Origin of the sequence: Mycobacterium bulgaricum, from assembly GCF_041287165.2 — a bacterium.
GTDB classification, from domain to species: domain Bacteria; phylum Actinomycetota; class Actinomycetes; order Mycobacteriales; family Mycobacteriaceae; genus Mycobacterium; species Mycobacterium bulgaricum.
In genome coordinates this window covers 68,227-94,246 of record NZ_JBGGKV020000002.1, presented here as the reverse complement: position 1 = coordinate 94,246, position 26,020 = coordinate 68,227, and the positions used below count along the sequence as shown (strand labels likewise).

26 protein-coding genes are annotated in these 26,020 nt (G+C 67.3%); 20 read left to right on the top strand and 6 right to left on the bottom strand.

All coding sequences use genetic code 11. The features are described 5' to 3' along the window. Positions 1-31: 31 nt before the first annotated feature. Genes ACAG24_RS06930 through cofD form a run of 3 tightly spaced genes read right to left on the bottom strand, consistent with a single transcriptional unit; the run spans position 32 to position 2,858 of the window. Complete coding sequence (locus tag ACAG24_RS06930; protein WP_370472532.1) at positions 32-571, bottom strand: NUDIX hydrolase; 540 nt, start codon at positions 569-571, stop codon at positions 32-34. After that, positions 568-1,908: a coenzyme F420-0:L-glutamate ligase gene (locus ACAG24_RS06925; RefSeq protein WP_370472533.1), complete on the bottom strand. Its 1,341-nt coding sequence runs from the start codon at positions 1,906-1,908 to the stop codon at positions 568-570. The genes ACAG24_RS06930 and ACAG24_RS06925 overlap by 4 nt, the downstream gene beginning before the upstream one ends. Then, positions 1,905-2,858 carry a 2-phospho-L-lactate transferase gene (cofD, locus tag ACAG24_RS06920; RefSeq protein WP_370472659.1) on the bottom strand — a complete coding sequence of 318 codons (954 nt, stop codon included), beginning with the start codon at positions 2,856-2,858 and terminating at the stop codon, positions 1,905-1,907. The genes ACAG24_RS06925 and cofD overlap by 4 nt, the downstream gene beginning before the upstream one ends. Positions 2,859-3,193: 335 nt before the next feature. Here cofD and ACAG24_RS06915 point away from each other — a divergent pair, with 335 nt between their 5' ends. Further along, positions 3,194-3,595: a WhiB family transcriptional regulator gene (locus ACAG24_RS06915; protein ID WP_370472534.1), complete on the top strand. Its 402-nt coding sequence runs from the start codon at positions 3,194-3,196 to the stop codon at positions 3,593-3,595. An 18-nt stretch (positions 3,596-3,613) separates the two neighbouring features. Here the strand turns inward: ACAG24_RS06915 and ACAG24_RS06910 are convergent, their stop codons facing one another. Then, positions 3,614-4,036 (bottom strand): metallopeptidase family protein, encoded by a 423-nt coding sequence (locus ACAG24_RS06910; RefSeq protein WP_370472660.1) that lies wholly within the window; start codon positions 4,034-4,036, stop codon positions 3,614-3,616. Positions 4,037-4,165: 129 nt separating this feature from the next. On the opposite strand from ACAG24_RS06910, the gene ACAG24_RS06905 reads away from it, so the two are divergent. The 4 genes from ACAG24_RS06905 (at position 4,166) to manA (ending at position 8,479) form a co-directional block, all read left to right on the top strand. After that, positions 4,166-4,594 (top strand): DUF3499 domain-containing protein, encoded by a 429-nt coding sequence (locus tag ACAG24_RS06905; RefSeq protein WP_370472535.1) that lies wholly within the window; start codon positions 4,166-4,168, stop codon positions 4,592-4,594. Positions 4,595-4,740: 146 nt separating this feature from the next. After that, the gene (locus ACAG24_RS06900; RefSeq protein WP_370472536.1) at positions 4,741-6,126 is read left to right on the top strand and encodes a phosphomannomutase/phosphoglucomutase; all 1,386 of its coding nucleotides are present in this window, start codon (positions 4,741-4,743) and stop codon (positions 6,124-6,126) included. After that, complete coding sequence (locus ACAG24_RS06895) at positions 6,123-7,247, top strand: TobH protein (RefSeq protein ID WP_370472537.1); 1,125 nt, start codon at positions 6,123-6,125, stop codon at positions 7,245-7,247. The genes ACAG24_RS06900 and ACAG24_RS06895 overlap by 4 nt, the downstream gene beginning before the upstream one ends. A 5-nt stretch (positions 7,248-7,252) precedes the next feature. Next, entirely contained in the window at positions 7,253-8,479 is a 1,227-nt protein-coding gene (gene manA, locus ACAG24_RS06890) for a mannose-6-phosphate isomerase, class I (RefSeq protein ID WP_370472538.1), read from the top strand. On the opposite strand, the gene ACAG24_RS06885 is transcribed toward manA, so the two are convergent. Then, complete coding sequence (locus ACAG24_RS06885; protein WP_370472539.1) at positions 8,424-9,779, bottom strand: FAD-dependent oxidoreductase; 1,356 nt, start codon at positions 9,777-9,779, stop codon at positions 8,424-8,426. The genes manA and ACAG24_RS06885 overlap by 56 nt on opposite strands. Before the next feature lie 67 nt (positions 9,780-9,846). Between ACAG24_RS06885 and ACAG24_RS06880 the strand changes: the two genes are divergently transcribed. The 8 genes from ACAG24_RS06880 (at position 9,847) to ACAG24_RS06845 (ending at position 16,468) form a co-directional block, all read left to right on the top strand. Then, entirely contained in the window at positions 9,847-11,328 is a 1,482-nt protein-coding gene (locus ACAG24_RS06880) for an APC family permease (RefSeq protein ID WP_370472661.1), read from the top strand. A 268-nt stretch (positions 11,329-11,596) separates the two neighbouring features. Continuing rightward, positions 11,597-12,802, top strand: coding sequence for an alkane 1-monooxygenase (locus ACAG24_RS06875; RefSeq protein WP_370472662.1), 1,206 nt, complete (start codon positions 11,597-11,599; stop codon positions 12,800-12,802). After that, on the top strand, positions 12,799-12,972 hold the full coding sequence (locus ACAG24_RS06870; RefSeq protein WP_370472540.1) for a rubredoxin: 174 nt from the start codon (positions 12,799-12,801) through the stop codon (positions 12,970-12,972). Before ACAG24_RS06875 ends, ACAG24_RS06870 begins: the two co-directional genes overlap by 4 nt. After that, positions 12,969-13,151 carry a rubredoxin gene (locus ACAG24_RS06865; RefSeq protein ID WP_370472541.1) on the top strand — a complete coding sequence of 61 codons (183 nt, stop codon included), beginning with the start codon at positions 12,969-12,971 and terminating at the stop codon, positions 13,149-13,151. The genes ACAG24_RS06870 and ACAG24_RS06865 overlap by 4 nt, the downstream gene beginning before the upstream one ends. Positions 13,152-13,248: 97 nt before the next feature. Then, entirely contained in the window at positions 13,249-13,917 is a 669-nt protein-coding gene (gene alkX / locus ACAG24_RS06860; RefSeq protein ID WP_370472542.1) for a TetR family transcriptional regulator AlkX, read from the top strand. A 179-nt stretch (positions 13,918-14,096) separates the two neighbouring features. Continuing rightward, positions 14,097-15,557 (top strand): adenosylhomocysteinase, encoded by a 1,461-nt coding sequence (gene ahcY / locus ACAG24_RS06855; RefSeq protein ID WP_370472543.1) that lies wholly within the window; start codon positions 14,097-14,099, stop codon positions 15,555-15,557. 1 nt (position 15,558) lies between these two features. Next, positions 15,559-16,041 (top strand): hypothetical protein, encoded by a 483-nt coding sequence (locus ACAG24_RS06850; RefSeq protein ID WP_370472544.1) that lies wholly within the window; start codon positions 15,559-15,561, stop codon positions 16,039-16,041. Further along, positions 16,013-16,468 (top strand): hypothetical protein, encoded by a 456-nt coding sequence (locus ACAG24_RS06845; RefSeq protein WP_374150772.1) that lies wholly within the window; start codon positions 16,013-16,015, stop codon positions 16,466-16,468. Before ACAG24_RS06850 ends, ACAG24_RS06845 begins: the two co-directional genes overlap by 29 nt. On the opposite strand, the gene ACAG24_RS06840 is transcribed toward ACAG24_RS06845, so the two are convergent. Continuing rightward, positions 16,465-18,825 carry an alpha/beta hydrolase fold domain-containing protein gene (locus ACAG24_RS06840; RefSeq protein ID WP_370472546.1) on the bottom strand — a complete coding sequence of 787 codons (2,361 nt, stop codon included), beginning with the start codon at positions 18,823-18,825 and terminating at the stop codon, positions 16,465-16,467. The two genes, ACAG24_RS06845 and ACAG24_RS06840, sit on opposite strands and share 4 nt — an antisense overlap. Positions 18,826-18,946: 121 nt before the next feature. Here ACAG24_RS06840 and ACAG24_RS06835 point away from each other — a divergent pair, with 121 nt between their 5' ends. The 7 genes from ACAG24_RS06835 (at position 18,947) to ACAG24_RS06805 (ending at position 26,018) form a co-directional block, all read left to right on the top strand. Beyond that, positions 18,947-19,579 carry a dTMP kinase gene (locus ACAG24_RS06835; RefSeq protein ID WP_370472547.1) on the top strand — a complete coding sequence of 211 codons (633 nt, stop codon included), beginning with the start codon at positions 18,947-18,949 and terminating at the stop codon, positions 19,577-19,579. 83 nt (positions 19,580-19,662) lie between these two features. Further along, positions 19,663-20,325 (top strand): hypothetical protein, encoded by a 663-nt coding sequence (locus tag ACAG24_RS06830; RefSeq protein ID WP_370472548.1) that lies wholly within the window; start codon positions 19,663-19,665, stop codon positions 20,323-20,325. Positions 20,326-20,412: 87 nt separating this feature from the next. Further along, positions 20,413-21,099 carry a two-component system response regulator MtrA gene (mtrA, locus tag ACAG24_RS06825; protein ID WP_024448556.1) on the top strand — a complete coding sequence of 229 codons (687 nt, stop codon included), beginning with the start codon at positions 20,413-20,415 and terminating at the stop codon, positions 21,097-21,099. 10 nt (positions 21,100-21,109) lie between these two features. Continuing rightward, positions 21,110-22,756 (top strand): MtrAB system histidine kinase MtrB, encoded by a 1,647-nt coding sequence (mtrB, locus tag ACAG24_RS06820; RefSeq protein ID WP_370472549.1) that lies wholly within the window; start codon positions 21,110-21,112, stop codon positions 22,754-22,756. Continuing rightward, a complete protein-coding gene (gene lpqB / locus ACAG24_RS06815) occupies positions 22,753-24,510 on the top strand; it encodes an MtrAB system accessory lipoprotein LpqB (protein ID WP_445206174.1) in 1,758 nt (585 codons plus the stop codon). The genes mtrB and lpqB overlap by 4 nt, the downstream gene beginning before the upstream one ends. A gap of 59 nt (positions 24,511-24,569) precedes the next feature. Next, a complete protein-coding gene (locus ACAG24_RS06810) occupies positions 24,570-24,995 on the top strand; it encodes a QcrA and Rieske domain-containing protein (RefSeq protein ID WP_370472550.1) in 426 nt (141 codons plus the stop codon). Positions 24,996-25,115: 120 nt separating this feature from the next. Beyond that, positions 25,116-26,018, top strand: a complete 903-nt coding sequence (locus ACAG24_RS06805; protein WP_370472551.1) for a type IV toxin-antitoxin system AbiEi family antitoxin — start codon at positions 25,116-25,118, stop codon at positions 26,016-26,018. Positions 26,019-26,020 lie beyond the last annotated feature (2 nt).

Here is a 26,020-nt window from a genome sequence, read left to right as displayed (position 1 = left end):
GAATGATATTTCGCGGCGAAAGGTGGCGGTCTCACGCGAGGCGGCGGGCGGCGGCTGCCAGCTGGGCCAGGCCGAAGTCGACATCGTCGGGCAGACGGTCCAGCGACCACCACCGCAGTTCCAGGGACTCGTCACTGCGGACGATCTGCGCACCCTCGGGCGCGCGCACTACGAACTGCACGTCGAGGTGACGGGTCGGCACGCCCAGCGAGCAGGTCACCGGATGCACATGCAGCGCAGCAGGTTCCGAGGTGATGGCCAGCCCTTCGATGCCCGACTCCTCGGTCGCCTCCCGCAGCGCCGCCGCGACGATCGTCTCGTCCTCGGGTTCGCAGTGGCCGCCGAGCTGCAGCCAACGCCCGAACCGCGGATGCAATGTCAGCAACGCCTGCGTGCCGGTGTGATCGAGCACCAACGCCGAGCCGGTGAGGTGGCCAGAAACGCACTTGCGCAGACACGCGTCCTCGCGCGCAGCCAGGAATGCCAGGTAGGCATGCCGCAGCGAATCCTGTTCAGGGTCGGGCGCATCCCACGCGGTGAGCACCTCCACCGCCGACTGGTGCAGGCTCACTTGCGGACCAGCAGACCATCGGTGGGGACCGGGTCCTTCGGGCCCAGGGGCTCCTCGGGGTACCCAATGGCGATGGCCCCCAACGGCTCCCAGTCCTGCGGCAGGTCGAGCTGCGTGCGCACCAGGTCCGGCGCGAAGATCGTCGAGCCGATCCAGCAGCTGCCCACACCGCGTACGGCGAGGGCGACGAGCAGACCTTGCACCGCGGCGCCGACGGCGACTGTGAACATCGTGTGCTCGGCCGCGGTGCGCTTCTCGTCGGGATAGCTGTGCGCGCCATCGGGAACCATGAACGGGATGATCAATTCCGGTGCGTCGTAGAGGATCTGCCCGCGGCCGACCCTGCGCTCCACGGATTCGGCGTCGCGGCCGTCGCCGCTGAGGTCGGCGCGCCACTGCTCCTTCATCGCGTCGAGCAATCGAACCCGCAGCGCCGAATCCTGCACCCAGACGAACCGCACCGGCCGGGTGTGGTGCGGTGCGGGCGCCGTCAGCGCCTCGCCGACCGCGGCTTCGATGAGCGCACCGTCAACAGGTTCGGCGGCGAATCGGCGCACCGAGCGCCGCAACAGCTGCGCCTGCGAACGGCCGAGCGCGATGGCCTCTTCGGTACCGAGCCAGAACAGGTCCTCCTCGCCGGCTCGCACCAGATTCCGCGCGGACGACCCGTCGTCGCGGAGATCGAGACCGCGCACGACCGCGACGGGCACGGCGGTCAGCTTGCCCTTGACCAGATCGGCCGCCGCGGCGATCTCGTCGGCGACGGCGATCTCGGTGACGATCAGTTCGTTGCCGTGCTGATCGTGTTCACCCGCGTAGGCATGGAGTACCTGAAGTCCTGCGGCGCCGATCGCGACATCGGTCTGCCCCGTCCGCCACGCCCGCCCCATGGTGTCGGTCACCACGACGCCGACCGTCACACCGAGTCGGTCTCGCAGCGCTGCGACCAGACGGGCCGCGCTCCCGTCGGGATCGACGGGCAGCAGCGCCAATTCGTGCGTGTCGACATTGGAGCCGTCGACGCCCGCAGCGGCCTGCACCAACCCCAACGCGTTCTCGGTGATCAGCGTGCGGCCCTTGCGCGCCAGCACGCGTACCGCCTCCCCGTCGATCAGTCTGCGCCGCAGCGCGTCCCGTTCGTCGGGATCCGACGGTGCAGCGACCATCCGGCCCTCGGTCTTGGACAGCACCTTGCTCGTGACGACGAGGACGTCGTTGTCCTGCAGCCACGGGGCGGCCGCTGCGATGGCCGCGGCGAGATCGTCACCGGGACGGAACTCCGGAAGGCCGGACACGGGCAGCAACTCGATGCGCGCCGATGTCCCGTGATCGCTCACGGTGACACCCCGGCCAGTTCCATTCCTGCGCGCACCATCTCGGCGGTGGTGGCGGGGTCCGTCATCAGTAGCGGCACCGACCGTACGGTCACACCGTCGATCTCAGCGGCGTCCCCTTCGTGCACCAGCCAACCGTCGAGGATGCCGGTCGCCGACCGGGCGCCGTAGTAATTGCCCACGGCTTCGGACGTGCTGGGCAGCCCGATGACGCTCAGGCACGCGTCGGCCATGCCGCGCAACGGTTTTCCGGCGACGATCGGGGAGTAGCCGATCACGGGTGCTTTGGTCGAACGCAGAGCGCCCCGGACACCGCCGACGTTGAGGATCGCGCCGACGCTCACGACCGGATTGGACGGCGCGATCAGCACGACGTCGGCGTTCTCGATCGCGTCGGTGACACCGGGTGCGGCAGTGGCCTTGTCGGCGCCGACGAAAGCGAAGCTGTGCGTGGGGACCTGCGCGCGGTGCTTCACCCACCATTCCTGAAAGTGCACGGCACGCTTCTCGCCGGCCGACTCGCCGGGGCCGGGATCGGTGATGACGACGTGCGTTTCACTGCGGTCGTCGGTGACGGGGAGCAGCCGCGCGCCGGGGGACCACCTCTTACACAGCGCCTCGGTGACCTCCGAGAGGGGATAGCCCGCCCGCAGCATCTGGCTGCGCACCAGATGGGTGGCCAGGTCGCGGTCGCCGAGCCCGAACCAGTCCGGCTGAACCCCGTAGGCCGCGAGTTCCTCTTTGGCATTCCAGGTTTCGTTGCGGTGGCCCCAGCCGCGCTCGGGGTCGATCCCGCCGCCGAGGGTGTACATGCAGGTGTCGAGATCGGGGCAGATGCGCACGCCGAACATCCATGCGTCATCGCCAACATTGACCACAGCAGTCACTTCATGCTCATTGGTATCGTGAGTCTTGAACTGCCCCAAGCCCAACAGATGTTGGACACCGAGCAGGAAGCGAGCACCACCGACGCCGCCGACCAGAACCGTGACCTTCACAACGAACGAGAGTAGGCGTTGGCGAGGCCCGACCGGACGCCGAGGGGAGCGTGACAGACACGCCACAGCGCGACGCGCCGAAATCCCGTCACGGAATGATATGAATTCCTGTTCTACCGCTTGACCGTGACAGCTAACGCGTGTGTAATCACAGCAGTGTCATTTCGCGGTTCTCCGGCCGGTTTCGGTGTCGCAGACCAAGATTCGATCACTTGTTCGAATTGGGATGGCTTCACGTTCGACAGTGGGGCTGGCATATACGGAACTACGAGACCCATGGAGGAGGGGAAATGGCATTTGAACAGGCCGATTTCGGCGACGCAGTACGGTTCGACAGCAGGCTCCTAGGCTCGGTAGGAAGTGCGCCGCACATCCAGACCGGACCAGCACCGAGTGGCGCGAACGGACGCCCGCAATTGAGTTTGGTGCCCGAGCACATCGATCCGTTCGGTGACGGTTCCGACGTCGCCGACGAGGATCAGTGGCAGGAGCGTGCCCTGTGCGCTCAGACCGACCCCGAAGCGTTCTTCCCCGAGAAGGGCGGCTCCACCCGCGAGGCGAAGCGGATCTGCCAGGGGTGCGAGGTGAAGGACATGTGCCTCGAATACGCACTCGCCAACGACGAGCGCTTCGGCATCTGGGGCGGCCTGTCCGAGCGCGAGCGCCGGCGCCTCAAGCGCGGCATCATCTAACCAAGCAGTATCGAGCCGCTAGTCATCGTCCAGGGTCGGGTCGATGACCGACGGCTCAACGCCCAGATACGTGGCTACCTGAGCCACCAACAATTCGTGTAAGAGGTCGGTCAGCTCTTCGGTGTCTTTGGCCCGGCGCTCGATCGGCTTGCGGAACAACACAATTCGCGCCCGCGTCGAATTACCGCGGACATCAACCCCTGCGGGGATCAGACGGGCCAATGCGATCGGACCGTCGGCCACCACCTCCGGCGGCCACTGCACACTCTCGGGATCCTTCGGGGACAACCGGGGAATCTCATCGACCGCCACATCCAAGGTGGCCACTCGCTCGTGCCAGCGCCGCTCGATGGGTTCATAGGCTTCCAGCACCGCCATGTCGAAGCGTTCGGCGCGGCTGCGCCAGCCCGGAACGGTGGGCGGAAGCAACGGGCCGCGCATCTCCCGGCCGCGCCGCGAACCGCGATGCTGGCGCCGTGTCACGAAAAAGATCGTAACGGTTGGGCTTCGGGCCGCTTGCGGCTGCGTGTCCGCGCCCTCGCGGGGGATTGTGCACGATAACCTTCCGCTGTGAATGTTCCCCGTCGCTGCTGCCGGCCTGGGTGCCCGCACTATGCGGTCGCGACGCTCACCTTCGTCTACTCAGACTCGACGGCTGTCGTCGGCCCGCTGGCCACCGTGTCCGAGCCGCACTCGTGGGATCTGTGTGTCATGCACGCCGGCCGCATCACCGCTCCGCGCGGCTGGGAGCTCGTCCGGCATGCCGGCCCGCTGCCCACGCATCCCGACGACGACGATTTGGTGGCGCTTGCCGATGCAGTCCGAGAAGGTCGTGAGGGCGCCGTCCCCCCGGGGGTGACCGCAGGGTTCACGACGGGATTCTCCGATCCCGTCACCGGGGCGCACGGCGGGGCGCTGATGGCTCCGCCGACCCGCAGGCCGGAGACCAACGGGCGCCGCCGGGGACATCTGCGCGTGCTGCCCGACCCCGCCGAATAGCTCGGAGCGGCGACATCTCCGTCGTTGCCGGCGCTTTTCGCAGGTTTGCGATGTCGACGGGATAACAGGCAACGTGAGTCGCCGTGGAGACGGTGCGCGACGGCTAGGCTGATTCTGTAGAACAGTCTCTTCGTCCAAGGAGTCTCATGTCTCGTCCCGCCGAGGCGGTACAGCGTGTCATCAAGGCGTATGACGTGCGCGGACTTGTCGGCGAGGAGATCGACGAGGCCTTCGTGCGCGACGTCGGCGCGGCCTTCGCGCGTCTGGTGCGCGATGGCGCAACGCAGGTCGTCATCGGCCACGACATGCGCGAGAGTTCGCCGGCTCTGTCCGAGGCGTTCGCCGATGGTGTGCTCGAGCAGGGACTCGACGTCGTGCGGATCGGGCTCGCATCGACCGATCAGCTGTACTTCGCCTCCGGCCTGCTCGACTGCCCTGGCGCGATGTTCACCGCGAGCCACAACCCCGCGGCCTACAACGGCATCAAACTGTGCCGCGCGGGTGCCAAGCCGGTCGGAAAAGACACCGGCCTGTCCGTCATCAGCGACGAGGTCATCGCCGGTGTCCCGGGCCACGACGGTCCGCGGGGCACCAGCAGCGATCGCGACGTGCTCTCCGATTACGGCGATTTCCTGCGCTCCCTCGTCGACATCGGTGGGGTGCGGCCACTGCACGTCGCCGTCGACGCCGGCAACGGCATGGCCGGCCACACCACACCCGGTGTGCTGGGGCCGATCTCGTCGATCAAACTGTCGCCGCTGTTCTTCGAACTCGACGGGAACTTCCCCAATCACGAGGCCAACCCGCTCGACCCGGCGAACCTCGTCGACCTGCAGGCCTACGTCCTGGAGACCGGGGCCGACATCGGGCTGGCCTTCGACGGTGACGCCGATCGCTGCTTCGTCGTCGACGAGAGGGGACAGGCGGTCTCCCCGTCGGCCGTCACCGCACTGGTGGCCGCGCGCGAACTGCAGCGCGAGATCGGCGCGACGGTCATCCACAACCTGATCACCTCCCGGGCCGTGCCCGAGCTCGTCGCCGAACGCGGTGGCACACCGGTACGTTCGCGCGTCGGCCACTCCTACATCAAAGGCCTGATGGCCGAGACGGGCGCGATCTTCGGCGGCGAGCACTCGGCGCACTACTATTTCCGCGATTTCTGGGGCGCCGACTCCGGAATGCTGGCCGCCCTCCATGTGCTTGCCGCGCTCGCCGAACAGGACCGGCCGCTGTCGGAGATGATGGCGGACTACCAGCGTTACGAAGCCTCCGGTGAGATCAACTACACCGTGACCGACGCGCCGGCGATCGTCGATGCCGTACTGCAGGCGTTCGGGTCCCGGGTCCATGCGATCGACCACCTCGACGGGGTGACGGTCGACCTCGGCGACGGCCGCTGGTTCAACCTGCGGATGTCCAACACCGAACCTTTGCTGCGCCTGAACGTGGAGGCACGCAGTGCTGAAGAGGTCAAGGAGCTTGTCGACGAGATCGGCGGGTACATCACCTCGGGGACAAAGGAATCGACGTGAGCGCCAGCCCGCTGTCGGCCACCGAAGTCGACCTCGACGATGCCGACGGCCTGCTTGCCGCCGACCGTCTGGGTTTGCTCCGTGCCGCGTCGATGGCGGGCGCGCAGGTGCGTGCCACCTCCGCGGCGCTCGACGAGGGTGACCTCGACGCGATTCGCTCGGACACCCCGCCTCGCACCATCGTGTGGGTCGCCGGTCACGGCACCGCCGAGACGGCCGGGACGATGCTCGCGGTCCAGCTCGGCCGGTCCATCGGAGCACCGATCGTCGTCGCCTCCGAGGCCCCCGCCTGGATCGGGGCGCTGGACGTGCTGGTCGTCGCCGGCGACGACCCCGGACATCCCGCGCTGGTGACCGCCGCGGCCACCGCGGTCCGCCGTGGCGCCCGCGTCGTGGTGGTGGCTCCGTACGAGGGACCGTTGCGCGACGCCACCGCGGGACGGTCGGTGGCGCTGCCGCCGCGGCTGCCCGTCCCCGACGATTTCGGGCTGGCCCGCTACCTGGCTGCCGGGCTGGCTGTGCTGCAGGCGATCTCGCCAGGTTTCTCGGCGGACCTGTCGGCGCTGGCCGACGAACTCGACGCCGAGGCATTCCGAAACAGTGCCGGCCGTGACCTTTTCACCAATCCGGCCAAGGGTCTCGCGGAGCGGATGCAGGACCGGGAGGTGGTTTTCGCCGGCGACTCCGCCGCGACGCTCGCCCTGGCCCGGCACGCGTGCACCGTGATGCTGCGCATCGCCCACCAGGCGGTCGCCGCCGTCGGACTGACCGACGCGCTGGTCGCCATCGGATCGGGGTGGGGGCGAGACACCGGGACACGTGCGGCGTCGATCTTCCACGACGAGGAGATCGACGGCCCGCTGCCACCGCGCACGCGCACCATCGTGTTGACCACCGACGCCGACCGGCCGGCCGTGTCTGCCCGGTTGCGAGGGTTCGACGACATTCACGTCGTCAATGCCAAAGACATACCGGACGCGCTGGATGTCCGGGAACAAGGGGGGAACAGCGAACCGGGCTCAGCACCGATGCCCGGATCCTCGCGTCCCGAAGAACAATTGGCGCTGCTGGCGGTCCGCCTCGAGATGGCGGCGGTCTACCGGCGGCTGGTTCGAGGTTGAGACGAGTGCATCTGCTCAGAGGTGCGGTGCGGACCTATGCGTGGGGTTCGAGAACCGCGATTGCCGATTTCGTTGGAGCGCCCAGCCCTACGGCACACCCGGAGGCCGAACTCTGGTTCGGAGCTCATCCGGGGGATCCGGCGTGGCTGCAGACCGACGACGGCGAGGTGTCCCTGCTCGACGCGCTGCGCGCGGACCCCGAGGGGGAACTCGGTCCCGCGGTGCGCGGACGCTTCGGCGACACTCTGCCTTTCTTGCTGAAAGTGCTTGCCGCAGACGAACCGTTGTCGCTGCAGGCCCACCCCAGCTCCGAGCAGGCGCGGGAGGGTTTCGCCCGCGAAGATCGCATGGGCATCCCGATCACAGCCCCCGACCGCAACTATCGCGACCGCAGCCACAAGCCCGAGATCATCGTCGCGCTCAGCCAGTTCGAGGCGCTGGCCGGCTTCCGGCCCGCCGCACGCACCGTCGAGCTCATGCAGGCACTCGGGGTCGCGGGCCTGGATCCCTACATCAGCCTGCTGTCGGGGCAACGCGATGAGGACGGCCTGCGGGCGTTGTTCACGACGTGGATCACCTGCCCGCAGCCCGATCTCGACATGCTGGTCCCCGCCGTCATCGACGGTGCGATCAACTATGTGCGGTCGGGGGAGCGGGAATTCGCCCGCGAAGCCAAGACGGTGCTCGAGCTGGGGGAGCGCTACCCCGGCGATGCGGGCGTGCTGGCCTCCATGCTGCTGAACCGGTTGTCCCTGGCTCCGGGGGAGGCGCTGTACCTGCCCGCCGGCAATCTGCACGCCTACCTGGAAGGCGTCGGCGTCGAGGTGATGGCCAACTCGGACAACGTCCTTCGCGGCGGTCTGACACCCAAGCACGTCGACGTCCCCGAGCTGTTGCGGGTACTGGACTTCACCCCCGCCGAGGACGTCCTCGTCGTTCCCGAGGTGATCCGTGACGGCGGCGAAATGGTCTATCCCACACCGGCGCCCGAATTCGCAGTGTCGGTACTAGGTATCGACGGCGACCAGCTCGGACACGAGATCGATGCCCCGAGCCTGCACGAAGGTCCGCAGATGCTGCTCTGCACCCAGGGCAGTGCCACGGTGCACGCCAAATCCAGCGCGGTGGTCCTCGATCGAGGCGGCGCCGCGTGGGTGGCCGCCGACGACGGCCCGATCAGGTTGGTCGCGCAGGAACCGACAAAGCTCTTTCGGGTGACCGTCGGGATTTAGCCCACAACGTCATGTTGTGCCGGATCGTGCGGCCGACCAGTCGTGCCGACGGCACCATGTAGAGGCTGTCGAGCAGGCTGAAGCGACGCAGAAACCATTCCGCGAGAACAGGATCCGTTTCGGCAGCACCGAGGAACTGATCGAACAGCGACCCCACGGGGCGATACCACCACGGCGAGTGGCCCTCCGCGCGGTGCAGGGTCAGGTCGCCGATCGCGTTCATCGTCCACACCGGCCAGGTGGTTTTGGCCGTGGCCCTGAGGAACGTCGACTCCACGTCGGGGGCCAGCAGTGCCCGGCGCAGGTGGCCGGCCTGCAGCGACGTCATCGTCATGCCCTGCCCGAACGTCGGGTTGAAGCTGACCACCGCGTCGCCGAACGGCAGGATTCCTTCCGGGAAGCGGTCCAACTTGTCGAAGCGGCGCCACCTGCTCGTCGGATACTTGTGCAGCGCAATGTCGCCCAGTACCTCGGCCTGGCGCACCGCTGCGGCCACATGCGCAGGCAGAATCTCGTCGGCGACCGCGCACATCTCGTCGAAGTCGGACGGGGCCGGAACCTTTCCGACGCCGAACGTGGTCATGCCCCAGGTGCCGTCCTCGTAATAGAGCATGCCGATACCGACTGGCTGATCGTGCGACGCACCGGCCACGACCACCTTCTCGGCGATCAGGCCGTCCGGAATTCGCAACTGGTGGGTGGCATAGCTGATACCGACATCGACGGTGTCCTCGCGGGGCTTGTCAAAACCCCACTGCGCCAACCACGTCGGCAACCGGGTGCCGCGTCCGGTCGCGTCGATCACGAGATCGGCCTCGACCGTCGCCCCGTCGGAGGTCCGCACGCCCGTGACCCGCCGGCCGTCGAACACCGGCTCGTCGACGTCGCCGTGCAGCAGCGTCACATTGTCGATGTCGGCGACCCGGCGCCGGATCTGCCATTCCAGATGCTTTCGGCTCGGCACGTAGGCGGTGAACTCGTCTTGCAACCTGTGCTGGGTGCCCAATACGTGGCCGGCCGCCCCGAAATGGATGCAGTCGGGCCGGTTCTCCAGGATCGGCACACCCGCGGCCACCATGTCGTCGAGCAGCCCGGGGAAGAGCTCCTCGAACGTCATCGCGCCGCGCGCCATCAACAGGTGCACGTGCCTGCTCTGGGGGGTCGCCGTCCGGTGGGCCGGCTCGGAGGGCAATGGGTCGCGCTCGTACAGCGTTACCTGACGGTAGAAGTTCGACAGGACTCGGGCGGCGCACAGCCCGCCGAGACTCGCACCGATCACGATCGCGTGTTTTTGACCCATTGGCCACCACGGTAACGGTGGGTAGTGGGTACATTCCGCTCAGACGATGACGAAACGAGGACGGTTGATGGCCCAGGAGCCCGGTGCGCAGACGGCTGGCAAGTTGCGCTTGAAGTCTGTAGAGCAGTCGATCGCCGACACCGACGAGCCCGACACCAAACTGCGCAGGGACCTGAACTGGTGGGATCTGACCGTTTTCGGTGTGTCGGTGGTGATCGGCGCCGGCATCTTCACGATCACCGCCTCGACCGCGGCGAACCTGACCGGACCCGCGATCTCCGTGTCGTTCATCATCGCCGCGATCGCATGCGGGCTCGCGGCGCTCTGTTACGCCGAATTCGCCTCGACCGTTCCGGTGGCGGGCAGCGCCTACACGTTCTCGTATGCCACGTTCGGGGAGTTCGTCGCGTGGATCATCGGCTGGGACCTGATACTCGAGTTCGCCGTCGCAGCCGCCGTCGTCGCCAAGGGCTGGTCCAGCTATCTCGGCACCGTTTTCGGGTTTGCCGGTGGCACTGCGGAAGTGGCTGGTCTGCAAGTGGATTGGGGCGCACTGATCATCATCGCGTTCGTGACGGCCATCCTGGCGATGGGCACCAAGCTGTCGGCAGGGGTCAGCCTGGCCATCACCGCGCTGAAGGTCGCGGTCGTGCTGCTCGTCGTCATCGTCGGCGCGTTCTACATCAAGGCCGCCAATTTCTCGCCGTTTGTTCCGTCACCGGAACCCGGTGAGGGCGGATCGGGCACCGAGCAGTCGCTGTTCTCGTTGATCACCGGCGCCGAGGGCAGCGCATACGGCTGGTACGGCGTGCTGGCAGGCGCGTCGATCGTGTTCTTCGCGTTCATCGGGTTCGACATCGTCGCGACCACGGCCGAGGAGACCAAGGATCCGCAGCGCAACGTGCCGCGTGGCATCCTCGCCTCGCTGGGCATCGTCACCGTGCTCTACGTCGCGGTGGCGGTGGTGCTGACAGGCATGGTCAGCTACAAGGAACTGCGCGAGGCCGAGACCGCAAACCTCGCTACGGCGTTCGCACTGAACGGGGTCGACTGGGCCGCGAAGGTCATCTCGATCGGCGCGCTGGCCGGGCTGACGACCGTCGTCATCGTGCTCGTCTTGGGGCAGACGCGGGTGCTGTTCGCGATGTCGCGGGACGGGCTGCTGCCGCGCCAGCTGGCGAAGACCAACGAGCACGGCACGCCGGTGCGGATCACCCTGATCGTCGGATTCGTGGTGGCGGTGACGGCCACGGTGTTCCCGATCGACAAGCTCGAAGAGATGGTGAACATCGGCACGCTGTTCGCATTCGTGCTGGTGTCGGCGGGTGTCATCGTGCTGCGGCGCACCCGGCCCGATCTGAAGCGCGGCTTCCGCACGCCGTGGGTTCCGGTGCTGCCGATCCTGTCGATCATCGCGTGTGTGTGGCTGATGCTGAACCTGACCGGCCTGACGTGGATCCGCTTCTCGATTTGGATGGCGATCGGCGTGGTCGTGTACTTCCTCTACGGCCGCAGGCACTCGCTGGTGGGCAAGCGTTCCCAGGTCTGACCTCGTTCCCTCTCTCGCCCCGCGAGGGCGCGTGTCTGCACGCAGACACGCCGCGGTTCGCGGTGTCGTACGCGCGCTCGTCGTGATCGAGCGTGCGCGAAAGCGCACGACACGCGGGGCTTCGGTGTGCAGACAAGCGCCCTCGCGGCGCTGCTGTTTTTACAAAATAAGCCCTTGTGTCTAGACCAGTGACAAAAGTGCGTCTATAGTCAACTGCAACAGGTGATCGTACTCACAGCAAGGAGGCATCGAGGTGACCACGCAGGAAATGTCCGAGGCTCCGAACGTCGAGCAGTGGCGCGACAAGAAGCGCTACCTCTGGCTCATGGGCCTGATCGCCCCCACGGCGCTGTTCGTGATGCTGCCGCTGGTGTGGGCTTTCAACCAGATCGGCTGGCACGCGGCCGCCCAGGTGCCGCTGTGGATCGGGCCGATCCTTCTCTACGTCCTGCTGCCTGCGCTCGACCGGTTCTTCGGCCCCGACGGCCAGAACCCGCCGGAAGAGGTGATGGAGCAGCTGGAGAACGACAAGTACTACCGCTACTGCACCTACATCTACATCCCGTTCCAGTACGCCAGCGTGATTTTCGGCGCGTATCTGTTCACCGCGTCCGATCTGAGCTGGCTGGGCTTCGACGGGGCGTTGCCGTGGCCGGCCAAGATCGGGCTGGCGCTCTCGGTCGGCCTCCTCGGCGGCGTCGGGATCAACACCGCGCACGAGATGGGCCACAAAAAGGACTCGCTGGAGCGCTGGTTGGCGAAAATCACGCTCGCGCAGACGCTTTACGGCCACTTCTACATCGAGCACAATCGCGGCCATCACGTTCGGGTCGCCACCCCGGAGGACCCCGCTTCGGCACGCTTCGGCGAGACGTTCTGGGAGTTCTTGCCGCGCAGCGTGTTCGGAAGCCTGAAGTCCTCGTGGGAACTGGAGGCCAAGCGGCTCGAGCGTAGCGGCAAGAGCACGTGGCACTGGTCCAACGACGTGCTCAACGCGTGGGCGATGTCGGCGGTCCTCTACGGCGCACTGCTGGCCATCTTCGGTCTACAGCTGATCCCGTACGTCCTGATCTCGGCGATCTTCGGCTTCACACTGCTGGAAACCGTGAACTACCTTGAGCATTACGGACTTCTGAGGCAGAAACTCGACAACGGCCGCTACGAACGGTGTGCCCCGGTGCACAGCTGGAACTCCGATCACATCGTCACGAACCTGTTCCTCTACCACCTGCAGCGCCACAGTGACCACCACGCGAACCCGACTCGTCGCTACCAGACGCTGCGCAGTATGGACGGCGCGCCGAACCTGCCCAGCGGCTACGCGTCGATGATCGGCCTCACCTACTTTCCGCCCCTGTGGCGCAAGGTGATGGACCATCGCGTCCTCGCTCATTACGACGGCGACATCACGAGGGTCAACATCCACCCGCGCATGCGTGACAAGGTGCTGGCGCAGTACGGGCAGCCGGCATGACGGTCTACCGCTGCCCCGGTTGTGACTACGTCTACGACGAAACCAAAGGCGAACCGCGAGAAGGCTTTCCGGCCGGGACGGCCTGGAGCGACATACCGGACGACTGGTGCTGCCCCGACTGTGCGGTCCGCGAGAAAGTCGACTTCGAAGAAACAGGAGTGAAGAAATGACCGACTACAAGCTGTTCGTCTGCGTGCAATGCGGATTCGAATACGACGAAGCCAAGGGGTGGCCGGAAGACGGCATCGCGCCGGGCACCCGCTGGGAGGACATCCCCGAGGACTGGAGCTGCCCCGACTGCGGCGCGGCCAAGTCGGACTTCGAGATGGTCGAGGTCGCCCGGCCGTGAACGCACACTCGATCGTGGCGAGCGGGCGCGAATGCACGCGACACGCCGACCAGCGCCGTGCAGACACGCGCGCTCGCGGGGCGACGGGGGTGCGCTCATGACCCTCGCCGCAAGCGGGGCGCTGCGCGCAACCGTTATTGTCGCGCCTGTGGGTGGGGTCAACGACAAACGCATCAGCTACGCCGAGGCGTCGCGGGTGCTGCTGCGCGACTCGATCCTCGACGGCATGCGCGAGATGCTGGTCACCCGAGACTGGTCGCAGATCACGCTGTCCGACGTCGCCAAGGCCGCCGGCATCAGCCGCCAGACCATCTACAACGAGTTCGGGTCGCGCCAAGGCCTCGCGCAGGGCTACGCGATGCGGCTCGCCGATCGTCTGGTCGACCAGATCCATACCGCGATCAACAACAACGTCGGCGACGTCTACGCCGCGTTCCTGCAGGGCTTCCGCGACTTCTTCGTCGAGTCCGCGGCCGACCCGCTGGTCATCTCACTGTTGACCGGCACATCCAAGCCCGACCTGCTGCAGCTGATCACCACCGACAGCGCGCCGATCATCAACCACTGCTCGTCGCGGCTGACCGAGTCGTTCATGAGCAGCTGGGTGCGCTGCAGCGACGAGGACGCCGGAGTGCTGGCCAGGGCGATCGTGCGGCTGGCCATGAGCTACATCTCGATGCCGCCGGAGGCCGATCACGATGTGGCCCGCGACCTGGCCCGTTTGATGACGCCGTTCGCCGAACGCTACGGCGTCATCGAGTCCTGAGCGGGACGGCGACGTGCTGGTGTTCAGCCGGAGGCGCTACGGTGTCATAGACGTCCCTGGCCGGCAGAGCGCTGAGCGCCTGTCCCGCGAGCCCGCAGGCCCATGGGCGTCTGCGCGGATGTTGTCGCTGCACATCCGTGCGCTCATAGGCAATTGACGAACCACAAGAGGGGCTCTACATGACTGCGTTGACCGCCGATGTCCGCAACGGCATCGATTACAAGGTCGCCGACCTTTCGCTGGCCGAATTCGGCCGCAAGGAGATCCGCCTGGCCGAGCACGAGATGCCCGGCCTGATGGAACTCCGCCGCGAGTACCACGACGTCCAGCCGCTCAAGGGCGCGCGCATCTCCGGCTCGCTGCACATGACCGTGCAGACCGCCGTGCTGATCGAGACGCTGACCGCACTCGGCGCCGAAGTCCGCTGGGCCTCCTGCAACATCTTCTCCACCCAGGACCACGCCGCCGCCGCGATCGTCGTCGGCCCGAACGGCACGGTCGAGGAGCCCAAGGGCACTCCCGTCTTCGCCTGGAAGGGCGAGACCTTGGAGGAGTACTGGTGGGCCGCCGAGCAGATGCTCACCTGGCCGAATGAGCCCGCCAACATGATCCTCGACGACGGTGGCGACGCCACCATGATGGTGCTGCGCGGCGCGCAGTACGAGAAGGCCGGCGTCGTCCCGCCCGCCGAAGAGGACGACTCGGCCGAGTGGAAGGTCTTCCTGGGAGTGCTGCGTGAGCGCTTCGAGACCGAGAAGGACAAGTGGACCAAGATCGCCGAGTCGGTCCAGGGTGTCACCGAGGAGACCACCACCGGCGTGCTGCGCCTGTACCAGTTCGCCGCCGCCGGTGAGCTGGCGTTCCCGGCCATCAACGTCAACGACTCCGTCACCAAGAGCAAGTTCGACAACAAATACGGCACCCGCCACTCGCTGGTGGACGGCATCAACCGCGGCACCGACGCCCTCATCGGCGGCAAGAAGGTGCTGATCTGTGGGTACGGCGATGTGGGCAAGGGCTGCGCGGAGTCGCTGGCCGGCCAGGGCGCCCGCGTCCAGGTCACCGAGATCGATCCGATCAACGCCCTGCAGGCGCTGATGGACGGCTACGACGTGGTGACCGTCGAGCAGGCGATCGGCGATGCCGACATCGTCATCACCTCGACCGGTAACAAGGACATCATCACCCTCGACCACATGAAGGCGATGAAGGACCACTCGATCCTGGGCAACATCGGCCACTTCGACAACGAGATCGACATGGCGGCACTGGAGCGCTCCGGCGCCACCCGCATCAACATCAAGCCGCAGGTCGACGAGTGGACCTTCGGTGAGTCGGGCAAGTCGATCATCGTGCTGAGCGAGGGCCGCCTGCTGAACCTGGGCAATGCGACCGGTCACCCGTCGTTCGTGATGAGCAACAGCTTCTCCAACCAGGTCATCGCGCAGATCGAGCTGTGGACCAAGAACGACGAGTACGACAACGAGGTCTACCGCCTCGCCAAGCACCTCGACGAGAAGGTCGCCAAGATCCACGTCGAGGCACTCGGCGGCACGCTGACCAAGCTGACGAAGGATCAGGCCGAGTACATCGGCGTCGACGTCGAGGGTCCGTACAAGCCGGAGCACTACCGCTACTGACGTGTCCCGCTCCGTAGCACTACTTCTCGGCGTCGCGCTGGCCCTGACGGCATGTCAGGGCCAGCCGGCGTCCGAGGAGGTTGGCGGCCAGTCCGAGGTCGCCTCCTCCGGGCCCGTCGCCGAGGTGCGGCACGACACCGACGAACTCGCGACGACATTCCCCGCGCTGGGGCCACCTGTGGCGGCATCGTGGATCGCGTGGGACAACTCCGAAGATCAGACGACCAAGTTGAGCCTGCAGTGGATCGACGCGGTCGTCGAGGTCACCCCGGAGACGATGGCCGGCCTGGTCGACAAGTACGGCGCCGAGGACCTCGGCCATCGCCCCGCGGTCCAGAAGGTTCTCGAACCCGAGCTGCCGCCGGGGCCGTTCCTGACCGGCGTCGAGCTCAACATCTTCTTCGGCGGTCCACGCAGGAGCACCCGGGTGTTCCTGGATCCGCCGGTCAATACCGTTGTCCTGCAATCCAGCGTCGCCGGCTAAGCGGTTCGCGGCGCTGGTGCTGTGCGGGGTGGCGGCAGCATGCTCATCGCCGCCCGCGGACATCGTCCGCGAAACCCGCACCGACACCGCGCCTTTGACGAGCCGTTTCCCCGCGATAGGCACGCCGGTCGGCGCCACCTGGGTGACATGGAACAACGCCGACCCACGCGTGCCGGGGCCGACGACGTATCGGATCGACGCCGTCATCACACTGCAACCGCAGACGGCACGTGCGCTGGCTGACCTGACGAACCCGGCGCAGGTGCCGCCCCCCGAGGTCGCCCCGGAAATCCGCGTCGAGGTGTCGGACGGCCCGTTCGCGACCGGCCCCGCGCTGAACGACGCGTTGAGCACGCCGGGGTGGGCGGCGACCGGCTACCTCGACTCCGCGCGAAACCAGTTGGTGGTCAACGCAACCGGCGACTAGGCGACCTGCAGCGTCACATACCGGTCGGTCGGTAAAAGCCCCAGCTGCCGGTACACGTTGGGCCGCCAGAGCTGCGCCTGGGAGTTGACCACGATGCCGCCCAGCGCCCAGCCGTGCAACTGCCCGTCTCCGATGACAACCGTCAGGTCTGCGGCCGGATCCTGGGACAGCAGTTTGTCGCGGAACGCGAGAGCGCCGGGATAGAGCTTCTCCTGGGTCCCGATGTAGATCGCCGTCGGCGGCATGCCGGTCAAGTCCTCGCTCGAAAACGGGTTCACCAGTGGATGATTCAGGTCGAGATCGCCGTTGTAGCGCGGGCCCTCGCCAGGTTTGTTGCGGGGCAGGATCGGATCGTCGATTGCGTCGATGTCCGGTCCCGTCAGCGTGATGTGAAGGGCGGGGGAGACGAGGACCATTCGGGACGGCTGAGCTTGCGAGATGACGCACTGCACATCAGATCGGCAGCGGCGCAGCATCTCTTGCACCACCAGCACGGCGTATGAGCCACCGGACGAGTCCCCGTACAGGCTGACATTGTCGACGCCGTGCTCGTCGATCAACAGCGACAGATAGTCGGCCATCGGCGGCACCAACGTGGTGACCGTGCCGGTGCCCTTCGGCGGTGCCAGCGGATAGATCGGGACAAGGACCGTCGCCCCCGTGTCGCGCACCATCTGCGCATAGTCCGACCACTGCAGCACATTGGCTTCGGTGGCGAAGCCTCCGCCATGCAGCGCGACGACGATCTCACCCGTCGGCTCCGGCGAAGCCAGCTCCCACACCGTCCAGCCGTTGTACTCGCGTTCGGTGACATCCAAGCCGAGCGTCAGCAGCCGCGGCGGCGAGTCGTAGGTAGCCCCCGAGGCGAAGCCGGTGAGGATCTTGATGCCCGTCTCCTCGTTGAGCCATCGCAGGGTGCGCAGAATGTCCGCAACCAGCCGGTCGCTGTAGGTGGGCGGACCCGTCGTGATCGTCTTCGGCCCTGGCGCAACATCATTGAGACCCAGTTGCCGGTAGATGTCGGGCCGCACCTTGGGAGCCTGCGAGTTGACGGGCAAGCCGCCCAGCGCCCAGTCGTGGAACTGCCCGACGCCGACGACGGTCGACACCACGCCGCCCGCGGCCGACCACTTGTCGTGCAGCAGAAGGGTGTCGGGCAGGGCGTACTCCAGTTCGCCCACATAGATCGTCGTCGGCGGGAGCGCGGCGAACACCTCGTCTTCGAAGAACAGGGGGCTCAGCAACGGGTCGCGAGGATCCAGGCCGTCGCCCCAATGGTTTTCGCGTATGTAGAAGTCGAGATTGTCGAGGTCGATGATCGGGTCGTCGACCTCGTAGATGTCCGGGTTGGACAGTGAACCGTCGGGGGTGAACGACAGCAGCACCATGCCGGCGGGCACCGGCTTGCCGGCCAGGATCAGCTCACGCACCGCCGCCATCGCCAACGACGGACCCGCCGAGTCGGCGTAGATGCTCACGTTCTGCGCGCCGTACGTGTCGATCTGGGCGGAGATGAATTCAGCCATCGCGGGCACGACCTTGACCGCCGTTCCCGCCTCGGTCGTCCCGAGCGGATACATCGGCACGATCACCGTCGCACCGGTCTCCCGGGCCATCTGTGCGTAGTCGAGCCAGTGGGTGACAAGCGGTTCGACGATGAACCCGCCGCCGTGCACGGCGATCACGGTCTTGCCGGTCGGGTTGGGCGGGCGGAACTCCCAGCCGTCCCACGTGCTGTCTTCGGACGCCTCGAACTCGGTGCGGCGGACGTCGAGGCCGCCCCGCACGAACCACGGCGGGTCGTCGTTCTCCAACACCTTGCCGATGAGCCCGTAGAAGTCCACCCCGATGAAGCTGGAGATCCCGCGCATCACGTACAGGCTCGTGACGATGACCTGATCGAAGAAGCTCGGCCCATCGGTGTACACGACTTCGTTTTGCGGCGCCGCGAGATGGGTGACGGCTTCTCGCCGGGTGACGGCCGTCGCGGTCATCAGCTGCGCGGCGGCGACGGGCTCGGGCAGCGGCTCGGGTGCTTCCTCGTCCGGCGTCACCTGCTCATCGGCGTCGTCGATATCGACGACGGTGGTGTCGTCGTCACGGTCGTCGTCGTCGTCCTGGTCGGTCACCTCGTGGTCGGTGACGTCCTCGTCGGGCGCGTCGTCGGCCCCGGAGTCCACGTCTGCGTCGGTTTCATCGACGCTTCGATCGGCGCGCTCCACAGAGTGCTTCGCCCGCGCCGGACCGGCGTCGCGCTGCTCCGAGGAATCGCTCTGGCCGGAGTCCGCGGGCTCGTCGGCCGACGCGACCGCGCAGCCCCACCCCATGAAGACCGCGGCGCCCACTCCCGCCGCCACCGCAAAATCGGCACCTTTGCCCAACCTTTGAGATCCCCGCATTCGAAAACTATGAGGCGTGCTGTAACGCCAGTCAATGTTTGCTTACCGCCCGAAAATGTCACTGGATTAGGCTCGCCCAGTGCTCATCGTCATCGAGGGTGTAGACGGCGCGGGTAAGCGCACGCTGACCAACGGCCTTCGTGCCGCGTTCGAGGCCGACGGCGGCTCCGTCGCGACTCTCGCCTTCCCGCGCTACGGCGTCTCGGTGCACGCCGACCTCGCCGCCGAAGCCCTGCACGGCAAGCACGGCGACCTCGCCGGCTCCGTCTATGCGATGGCCGTGATGTTCGCTCTCGACCGCGCGGGCGCGCGGGAGGAGATCGAGCAGCTGACATCGACGCACACCGCCGTCCTCCTCGACCGCTACGTCGCCTCCAACGCCGCCTACAGCGCGGCGCGCCTGCACCAGGGCGCCGACGGTGAGGTCGTCGAATGGGTGCGCGATCTCGAATACGGGCGCCTGCAGCTTCCGGTCCCCGATTGGCAGGTGCTGCTGGATGTTCCGACCGAACTCGCGGCGCAGCGCGCGGTCAACCGCGCCGCCGAAGAGGCGGACCGCGCTCGCGACGCCTACGAACGCGACGACGGACTGCAGCGGCGCACCGGGGCGGTCTACGCCGAGTTGGCCGCCGCGCAGTGGGGTGGCCGATGGGCGGTCGTCCCCCCCGACGTCGACGCAGCCGAGCTTGCCGGTCAGCTGAAAGTTCCGTAGCCGAGCGAATTGACGAATCGGCAGTTAAGCTCCGGCCCAAGGGGGAAGTCGCTTCGGCGACGGGTCACGACGAGGGGGATTCGTTGCTCGTTCCACTGCGTACACAGGCGGAGTCGCTGCAGGCACTGGAGGACCTGCTGTCGGCCATCAGGTCGGCCAGCGAGCGGTTCGACCAGGGCAGGCACATCGAGGCCAAGTCCCTGGCGGGCCACCTCGGCGCGTTGCTGCATCACTGTGATGACTCCGACGCGGTGATCGACCGGCTGGGTCTGCGCGACACGCTGACATGGGTCGACACCGCCGGGGTGCCCAACCCGAAGACGACGTGCTCGACGGCCGGCCTGACGCTCATGCGGATCCGCAGCCGCCACCACGGCGCGGGGGAGTTCGTGCCCAAGCTCGCCATGTATCCGCCGGTCCCGATCCGCACCCGCGGAGGCGACCAGATCTTCAGCGGCACGCGGATTCCGTTCGGCGACTGGTGGACCAACCCCGTCGTCAAGGACGCCGACGGCGCCGAGTACTCCCGCAAGCAACTCGTGCTCGCCCTCGGGCACGCCCACGACCCGGAATCCGCAGCCGCGCGCGATGCGCTGGAGAGCAGCCCGTCGCTGGGCTGGGTGGTCGCGGGGTGCGCGGACAAATCACTGTGCGGCAGCCCCGTCATCGCCAGCGTCCGCCAGATCGGCTACGAGGTGATGCGGTCGATCAGCGAGCAGCGCGACGTCATCGAGGCTGTCAGCTAGATCTCTCGGGCTAATTCCGAGACGAATCCGGTAAAGACGCAAAACGCCCAGTGTGGTAGCGGGGGTTTATCGCCATCTGGTGACACCATGGACACCATGAGGCAAAGGATCCTGGTAGTCGACGACGACCCTTCGCTCGCCGAGATGCTCACCATCGTGTTGCGGGGGGAGGGTTTCGACACCGCGGTCATCGGTGACGGCACCCAGGCGCTGACCGCCGTGCGCGAACTCCGACCCGATCTGGTGCTGTTGGACCTCATGCTGCCCGGCATGAACGGCATCGACGTGTGCCGCGTGCTGCGCGCGGACTCCGGCGTGCCGATCGTCATGCTGACCGCCAAGACCGACACCGTCGACGTGGTGCTCGGCCTGGAGTCCGGTGCCGACGACTACGTCATGAAGCCGTTCAAGCCCAAGGAGCTCGTCGCCCGTGTGCGCGCCCGGCTGCGGCGCAACGAGGACGAGCCCGCCGAACTGCTCTCGATCGCTGATGTCGACATCGACGTCCCGGCACACAAGGTCACCCGGCAGGGCGAGCAGATCTCGCTGACACCGCTAGAGTTCGACCTGCTGGTGGCGCTGGCACGGAAACCACGCCAGGTGTTTACTCGTGATGTGCTGCTCGAACAGGTGTGGGGTTACCGTCACCCCGCCGACACCCGTTTGGTGAACGTGCATGTCCAGCGTCTGCGGGCCAAAGTCGAGAAGGACCCGGAGAACCCGCAGGTGGTGCTGACCGTTCGAGGAGTGGGATACAAAGCCGGACCGCCGTAGGACTGGCTCGATGATCTTCGGCTCTAGGCGGCGCATCCACCGTCGGTCAGCTCCGCTGATCCGCGGCCTGGGTGCGCTCGGCCGTGCATTGAGCCTTGCGTGGCGACGTTCGCTACAGCTACGCGTGGTCACCCTGACGCTGGGGCTGTCGCTGGCCGTCATCATGGTGCTCGGCTTCGTGCTGACCAGCCAGATCACCGACCGCATCCTCGAGGTGAAGGTCGGCGCCGCCACCGAGGAGATCGAGCGTGCCCGCACCACCGTCAGCGGCATCGTCGGCGGTGAGGAGACCCGCTCGCTCGACAGCAGCCTGCAGCTGGCACGCAACACGCTGATCGACCGCAAGGCCGACACCGGGCCGGTGCTCGCGGGGACGTTCGACGCGGTGCTCGTCGTCCCCGGTGACGGCCCCCGCGCGGCCACCGCGGCCGGTCCGATCGACCAGGTCCCGAACACGTTGCGCGAATTCGTCAAAGCCGGCCAGGTCAGCTACCAGTACGCCACCGTGCACACCGACGGTTTCTCCGGGCCGGCCCTCATCATCGGCAGCCCGACATCGTCTCCGGTCACGAATCTTGAGCTCTATCTGATCTTCCCGTTGAACAACGAGGACTCCACGATTGCGCTGGTGCGCGGGACGATGGCCACCGGCGGTGTCGTGCTGCTCGGATTGCTCGCGGCCATCGCCCTTCTGGTGGCGCGCCAGATCGTGCTGCCGGTGCGCTCGGCGTCGCGGATCGCCGAGCGGTTCGCCGAAGGTCATCTGTCCGAACGCATGCCGGTACGCGGCGAGGACGACATGGCGCGCCTGGCCGTGTCGTTCAACGACATGGCCGAGAGCCTGCAGCGCCAGATCACCCAGCTCGAAGAGTTCGGAAACCTGCAGCGGCGCTTCACCTCCGACGTCAGCCACGAGCTGCGGACCCCGCTGACGACCGTGCGCATGGCGGCGGACCTGATCCACGACCACGCAGAAGACCTCGACCCGGCGCTGCGGCGCTCCACCGAGCTGATGGTCAACGAGCTCGACCGCTTCGAGTCGCTGCTCAACGACCTGCTCGAGATCTCCCGCCACGACGCCGGCGTCGCCGAATTGGCCGTCGAGGCAGTCGATCTGCGATCCATCGTGCAGAGCGCGCTGGACAACGTCGGGCACCTCGCGGATGCCGCCGGCGTCGAGATGATCGTCGACGTGCCCGCCGAGGATGTCATCGCCGAGGTGGATCCGCGCCGCGTCGAGCGGATCCTGCGCAACCTCATCGCCAACGCCATCGACCACGCCGAGCGCAAGCCGGTGCGGATCCGGATGGCCGCCGACGTGGACACGGTCGCCGTCACCGTCCGCGACTACGGCGTCGGCCTGCGCCCCGGCGAGGAGAAGTTGGTGTTCAGCAGGTTCTGGCGCGCCGACCCGTCGCGCGTGCGGCGTTCCGGCGGGACGGGTCTGGGTCTGGCAATCAGCATCGAGGACGCGAGGCTGCACCAGGGCCGGCTGGAGGCCTGGGGCGAACCGGGTAAGGGTGCCTGCTTCCGGTTGACGCTCCCGCTGGTGCGTGGGCACAAGGTGACCAGCAGCCCGCTGCCGGTCAAACCCATCGAGCGCTCAGGCCCGCCGGCGAGCCGCCGGGTTCGCGAACCGGCCGGGGAGAGCGTGTGACACGTACGCTCGCCGCCGTGTTGTGCGCGCTCGCGCTCGTCCTGGCCGGCTGCGCGGGTGTCCCCAGCTCGTCGTCACCCCAGGCGATCGGCACCGTCGATCGGCCCGCTCCGCCGAGCCTGCCCAAGCCGACACCCGGCATGGACCCCGACGTGCTGCTGCGCGAATTCCTCAAGGCCACCGCCGATCCCGCGAACCGGCATCTCGCCGCGCGCCAGTTCTTGACCGAATCCGCGTCCAGCGCATGGGACGACGCCGGTAGCGCACTACTGATCGACAATGTGGTGTTCGTCGAAACCCGGACACCCGAACGGGTTTCGGTGACGATGCGGGCCGACATCCTGGGGTCGCTGTCGGACATGGGTGTGTTCGAGACGGGCGACGGCGCGCTGCCCGACCCCGGCCCGATCGAACTGGTCAAGACGACAGGCGGCTGGCGCATCGACCGCCTGCCCAACGGAGTGTTCCTGGACTGGCAGCAGTTTCAGGCCACCTACAAGCGGCACACGTTGTACTTCGCCGACCCGACGGGCAAGACGGTGGTCCCAGATCCTCGCTACGTCGCGGTGTCCGAACCCGACCAGCTGGCCACCGAACTGGTCAGCAAGCTGATTGCCGGACCGCGACCGGAGATGGATAAGACGGTGCGCAACCTGCTCGGTCCGCCGCTGCGGCTACGCGGCCCGGTCACGCGGGCCGACGGCGGCAAGACCGGCATCGGTCGCGGGTACGGCGGCGCGCGGATCGACCTGGAGAATCTGTCGACGACCGATCCGCACAGCAGGCAACTGCTTGCTGCGCAATTGATCTGGACACTGTCGCGGTCGGGAATCAATGGCCCGTACGTGATCAACGCCGACGGTGCCGCACTCGACGATCGCTTCGCCGAGGGCTGGGACACCGGCGATGTGGCCGCCACCGACCCGGGCGCCCTCGACGGTGCGGCCGCAGGACTGCACGCGTTGGTCGGGGGATCGCTGGTGCGGCTCGACGGTCAGCGTGCACCGCGGGTGACGGGGCCGTTCGGGCAGATGCCGAGCCAGATCGCGGCGTCGCTGTCGCGGTCGGGCCAGGAGGTCGCCTCGATCGTCACGCTGCGGCCCGGTGCGCCCGACATGGCGTCGTCGTTGTGGGTAGGGCCGTTGGGCGGCAACGCTTCTCAGGCGCTGGACGGTCGCATGCTCAGCCGCCCGAGCTGGTCTCTCGACGACGCCATCTGGGTCGTCGTGGACGCCAACAACGTCGTGCGCGTCATCCAGGATGCGTCCGGGCAGCCCGCCCGCATCCCCGTCGACGCCACCGCGGTGCTGACACGCTTCCCGGGCGCGATCGCCGAGCTGCAGCTGTCCCGCGACGGAACGCGCGCGGCGATGGTGATCGACGGGAAGGTCATCCTCGCCGGGATCGAGCAGACGCCGAACGGCGGCTTCGCGCTGACCTATCCGCGCCGTCTCGGTTACGGCCTCGGCCAGACGGCGGTCTCGCTGTCGTGGCGGACGGGCGACGACATCGTCGTCACGCGAACAGATCCGCAGAACCCGGTGTCCTACGTCAACCTCGACGGGGTCAACTCCGACGGGCCCAGCCGCAACCTGCTGATGCCCGTCAAGACGGTCGCCGCCAACCCGTCAGCGGTGTACGTCGCCGATGGACGAGGCGTGGTGCAGCTGTCCGGCTCGGCAGCCGAAGACCCGGGATGGGTCGAAGTGCGCCCGCTGATGGTTGCCGGTGCGCTGCCGGTCCTGCCCGGCTGACACGGAACGTGCTGCCGGAACAGCCCTCCGGCAGCGGGCTCGACGGAAAGGTGATCGGCATGGTGATGGTTCCGAGGAAGACGGTGCTCGCCGGAGCGGGGGTCGGCTTGGCGGCGGCCGCGGTCGCGGCGTGCTCCGGTGGCTCGGAGTCTGGTGGGTCCTCGGCTCCTCCCGAGTCCTCTGCGCCGGAGTCGTCGAAGCCGGCGGGGGAGGCGTTGGCGACCACGGCCGAGGTGCCGGTCGGCTCAGGAGTGATCGTCGGCGAGGTGGTCCTGACTCAGCCCGTCGCAGGGGACTACAAGGGGTTCTCGGCGGTGTGTACGCACACCGGATGCCTGCTCAACGAGGTCGCCGACGGGACGATCAACTGCCCCTGCCACGGCAGCAAGTTCAGCCTCGACGGCGCCGTCGCCAATGGTCCGGCAAGCAGGCCGCTCGAGCCGGTGGCGATCCGCGTGCAGGGGGATTCGATCGTCGCGGAGTAGCCGGCGGGGTTCTGCGCCGAGCGTGCGGTGAGGGCGGTACATCGAGCCTTTCTCCGCCCCGAGCGCACGCTCGGTGAGCGGCTTGCGGAACGTGTCGGTATCCCTAAGCAGACTTCGCCCATGGGGGAACCATTCATCGGCAGCGAGGCGTTGCGCGAACGCCGGCTGACGCGACACGTGTTGAGGACGCGATTCGCTGCGCTCTATCCGGACGTCTACCTGGCAGCGGGAACGGAGCCGACAGCAGTCTCGAAAGCCAGAGCCGCGGCGTTGTGGACCGGGGGCGAAGGGATCGTTGCCGGCCGTTCCGCGGGAGCGCTCCACGGCTCGAAGTGGGTGAGCGCCAATGCGCCTGCAGAAGTGTTGTGGGACAACCGGAGAGCGCCGCGCGGACTGCATGTGTGGTCCGATTCCGTCGGGGCGGACGAAGTGCAGACCATCGGCGGGATACGCGTCACCACGCCGGAACGGACCGCGCTCGACATCGCCCGTCGATACCCCAGGAAGCGGGCGGTCGCCGCGATCGATGCTCTGGCCCGGGCGACGCGGATGAAGATCGCGGATGTCGAACTGCTCGCCGATCGGTACAAGGGCCGACGCGGCATCCGGCAGGCTCGCGAGATCGTGAACCTCGTCGACCCGGGGGCGGAGTCGCCGCAGGAGACCTACCTGCGGCTGCTCGTCATGGATCATGACTTCCCGCCACCGCAGACCCAGATCCCCGTCTACGACGAATGCGGCGTGCTCGTCGCCGAACTCGACATGGGCTGGGAAGACATGATGATCGGGCTCGACTACGAAGGCGACCATCACCGCCAGACGCGGTACGCCTTCAACAAAAGCATTCGCCGGCATGACGCGGTGACGGGCCTCGGCTGGACGGATATCCGTGTGACGAGCAGCGATACCGACGGCGGGATCATCGCCACGTTGGCGTCGGCGTGGCGTCAGCGACTGTGCGCTCAAGGTGAGGATCCGGCGTCTGGGCCGCCGTGGACGCACGCTCGGCGGAGGACGAAGTAACC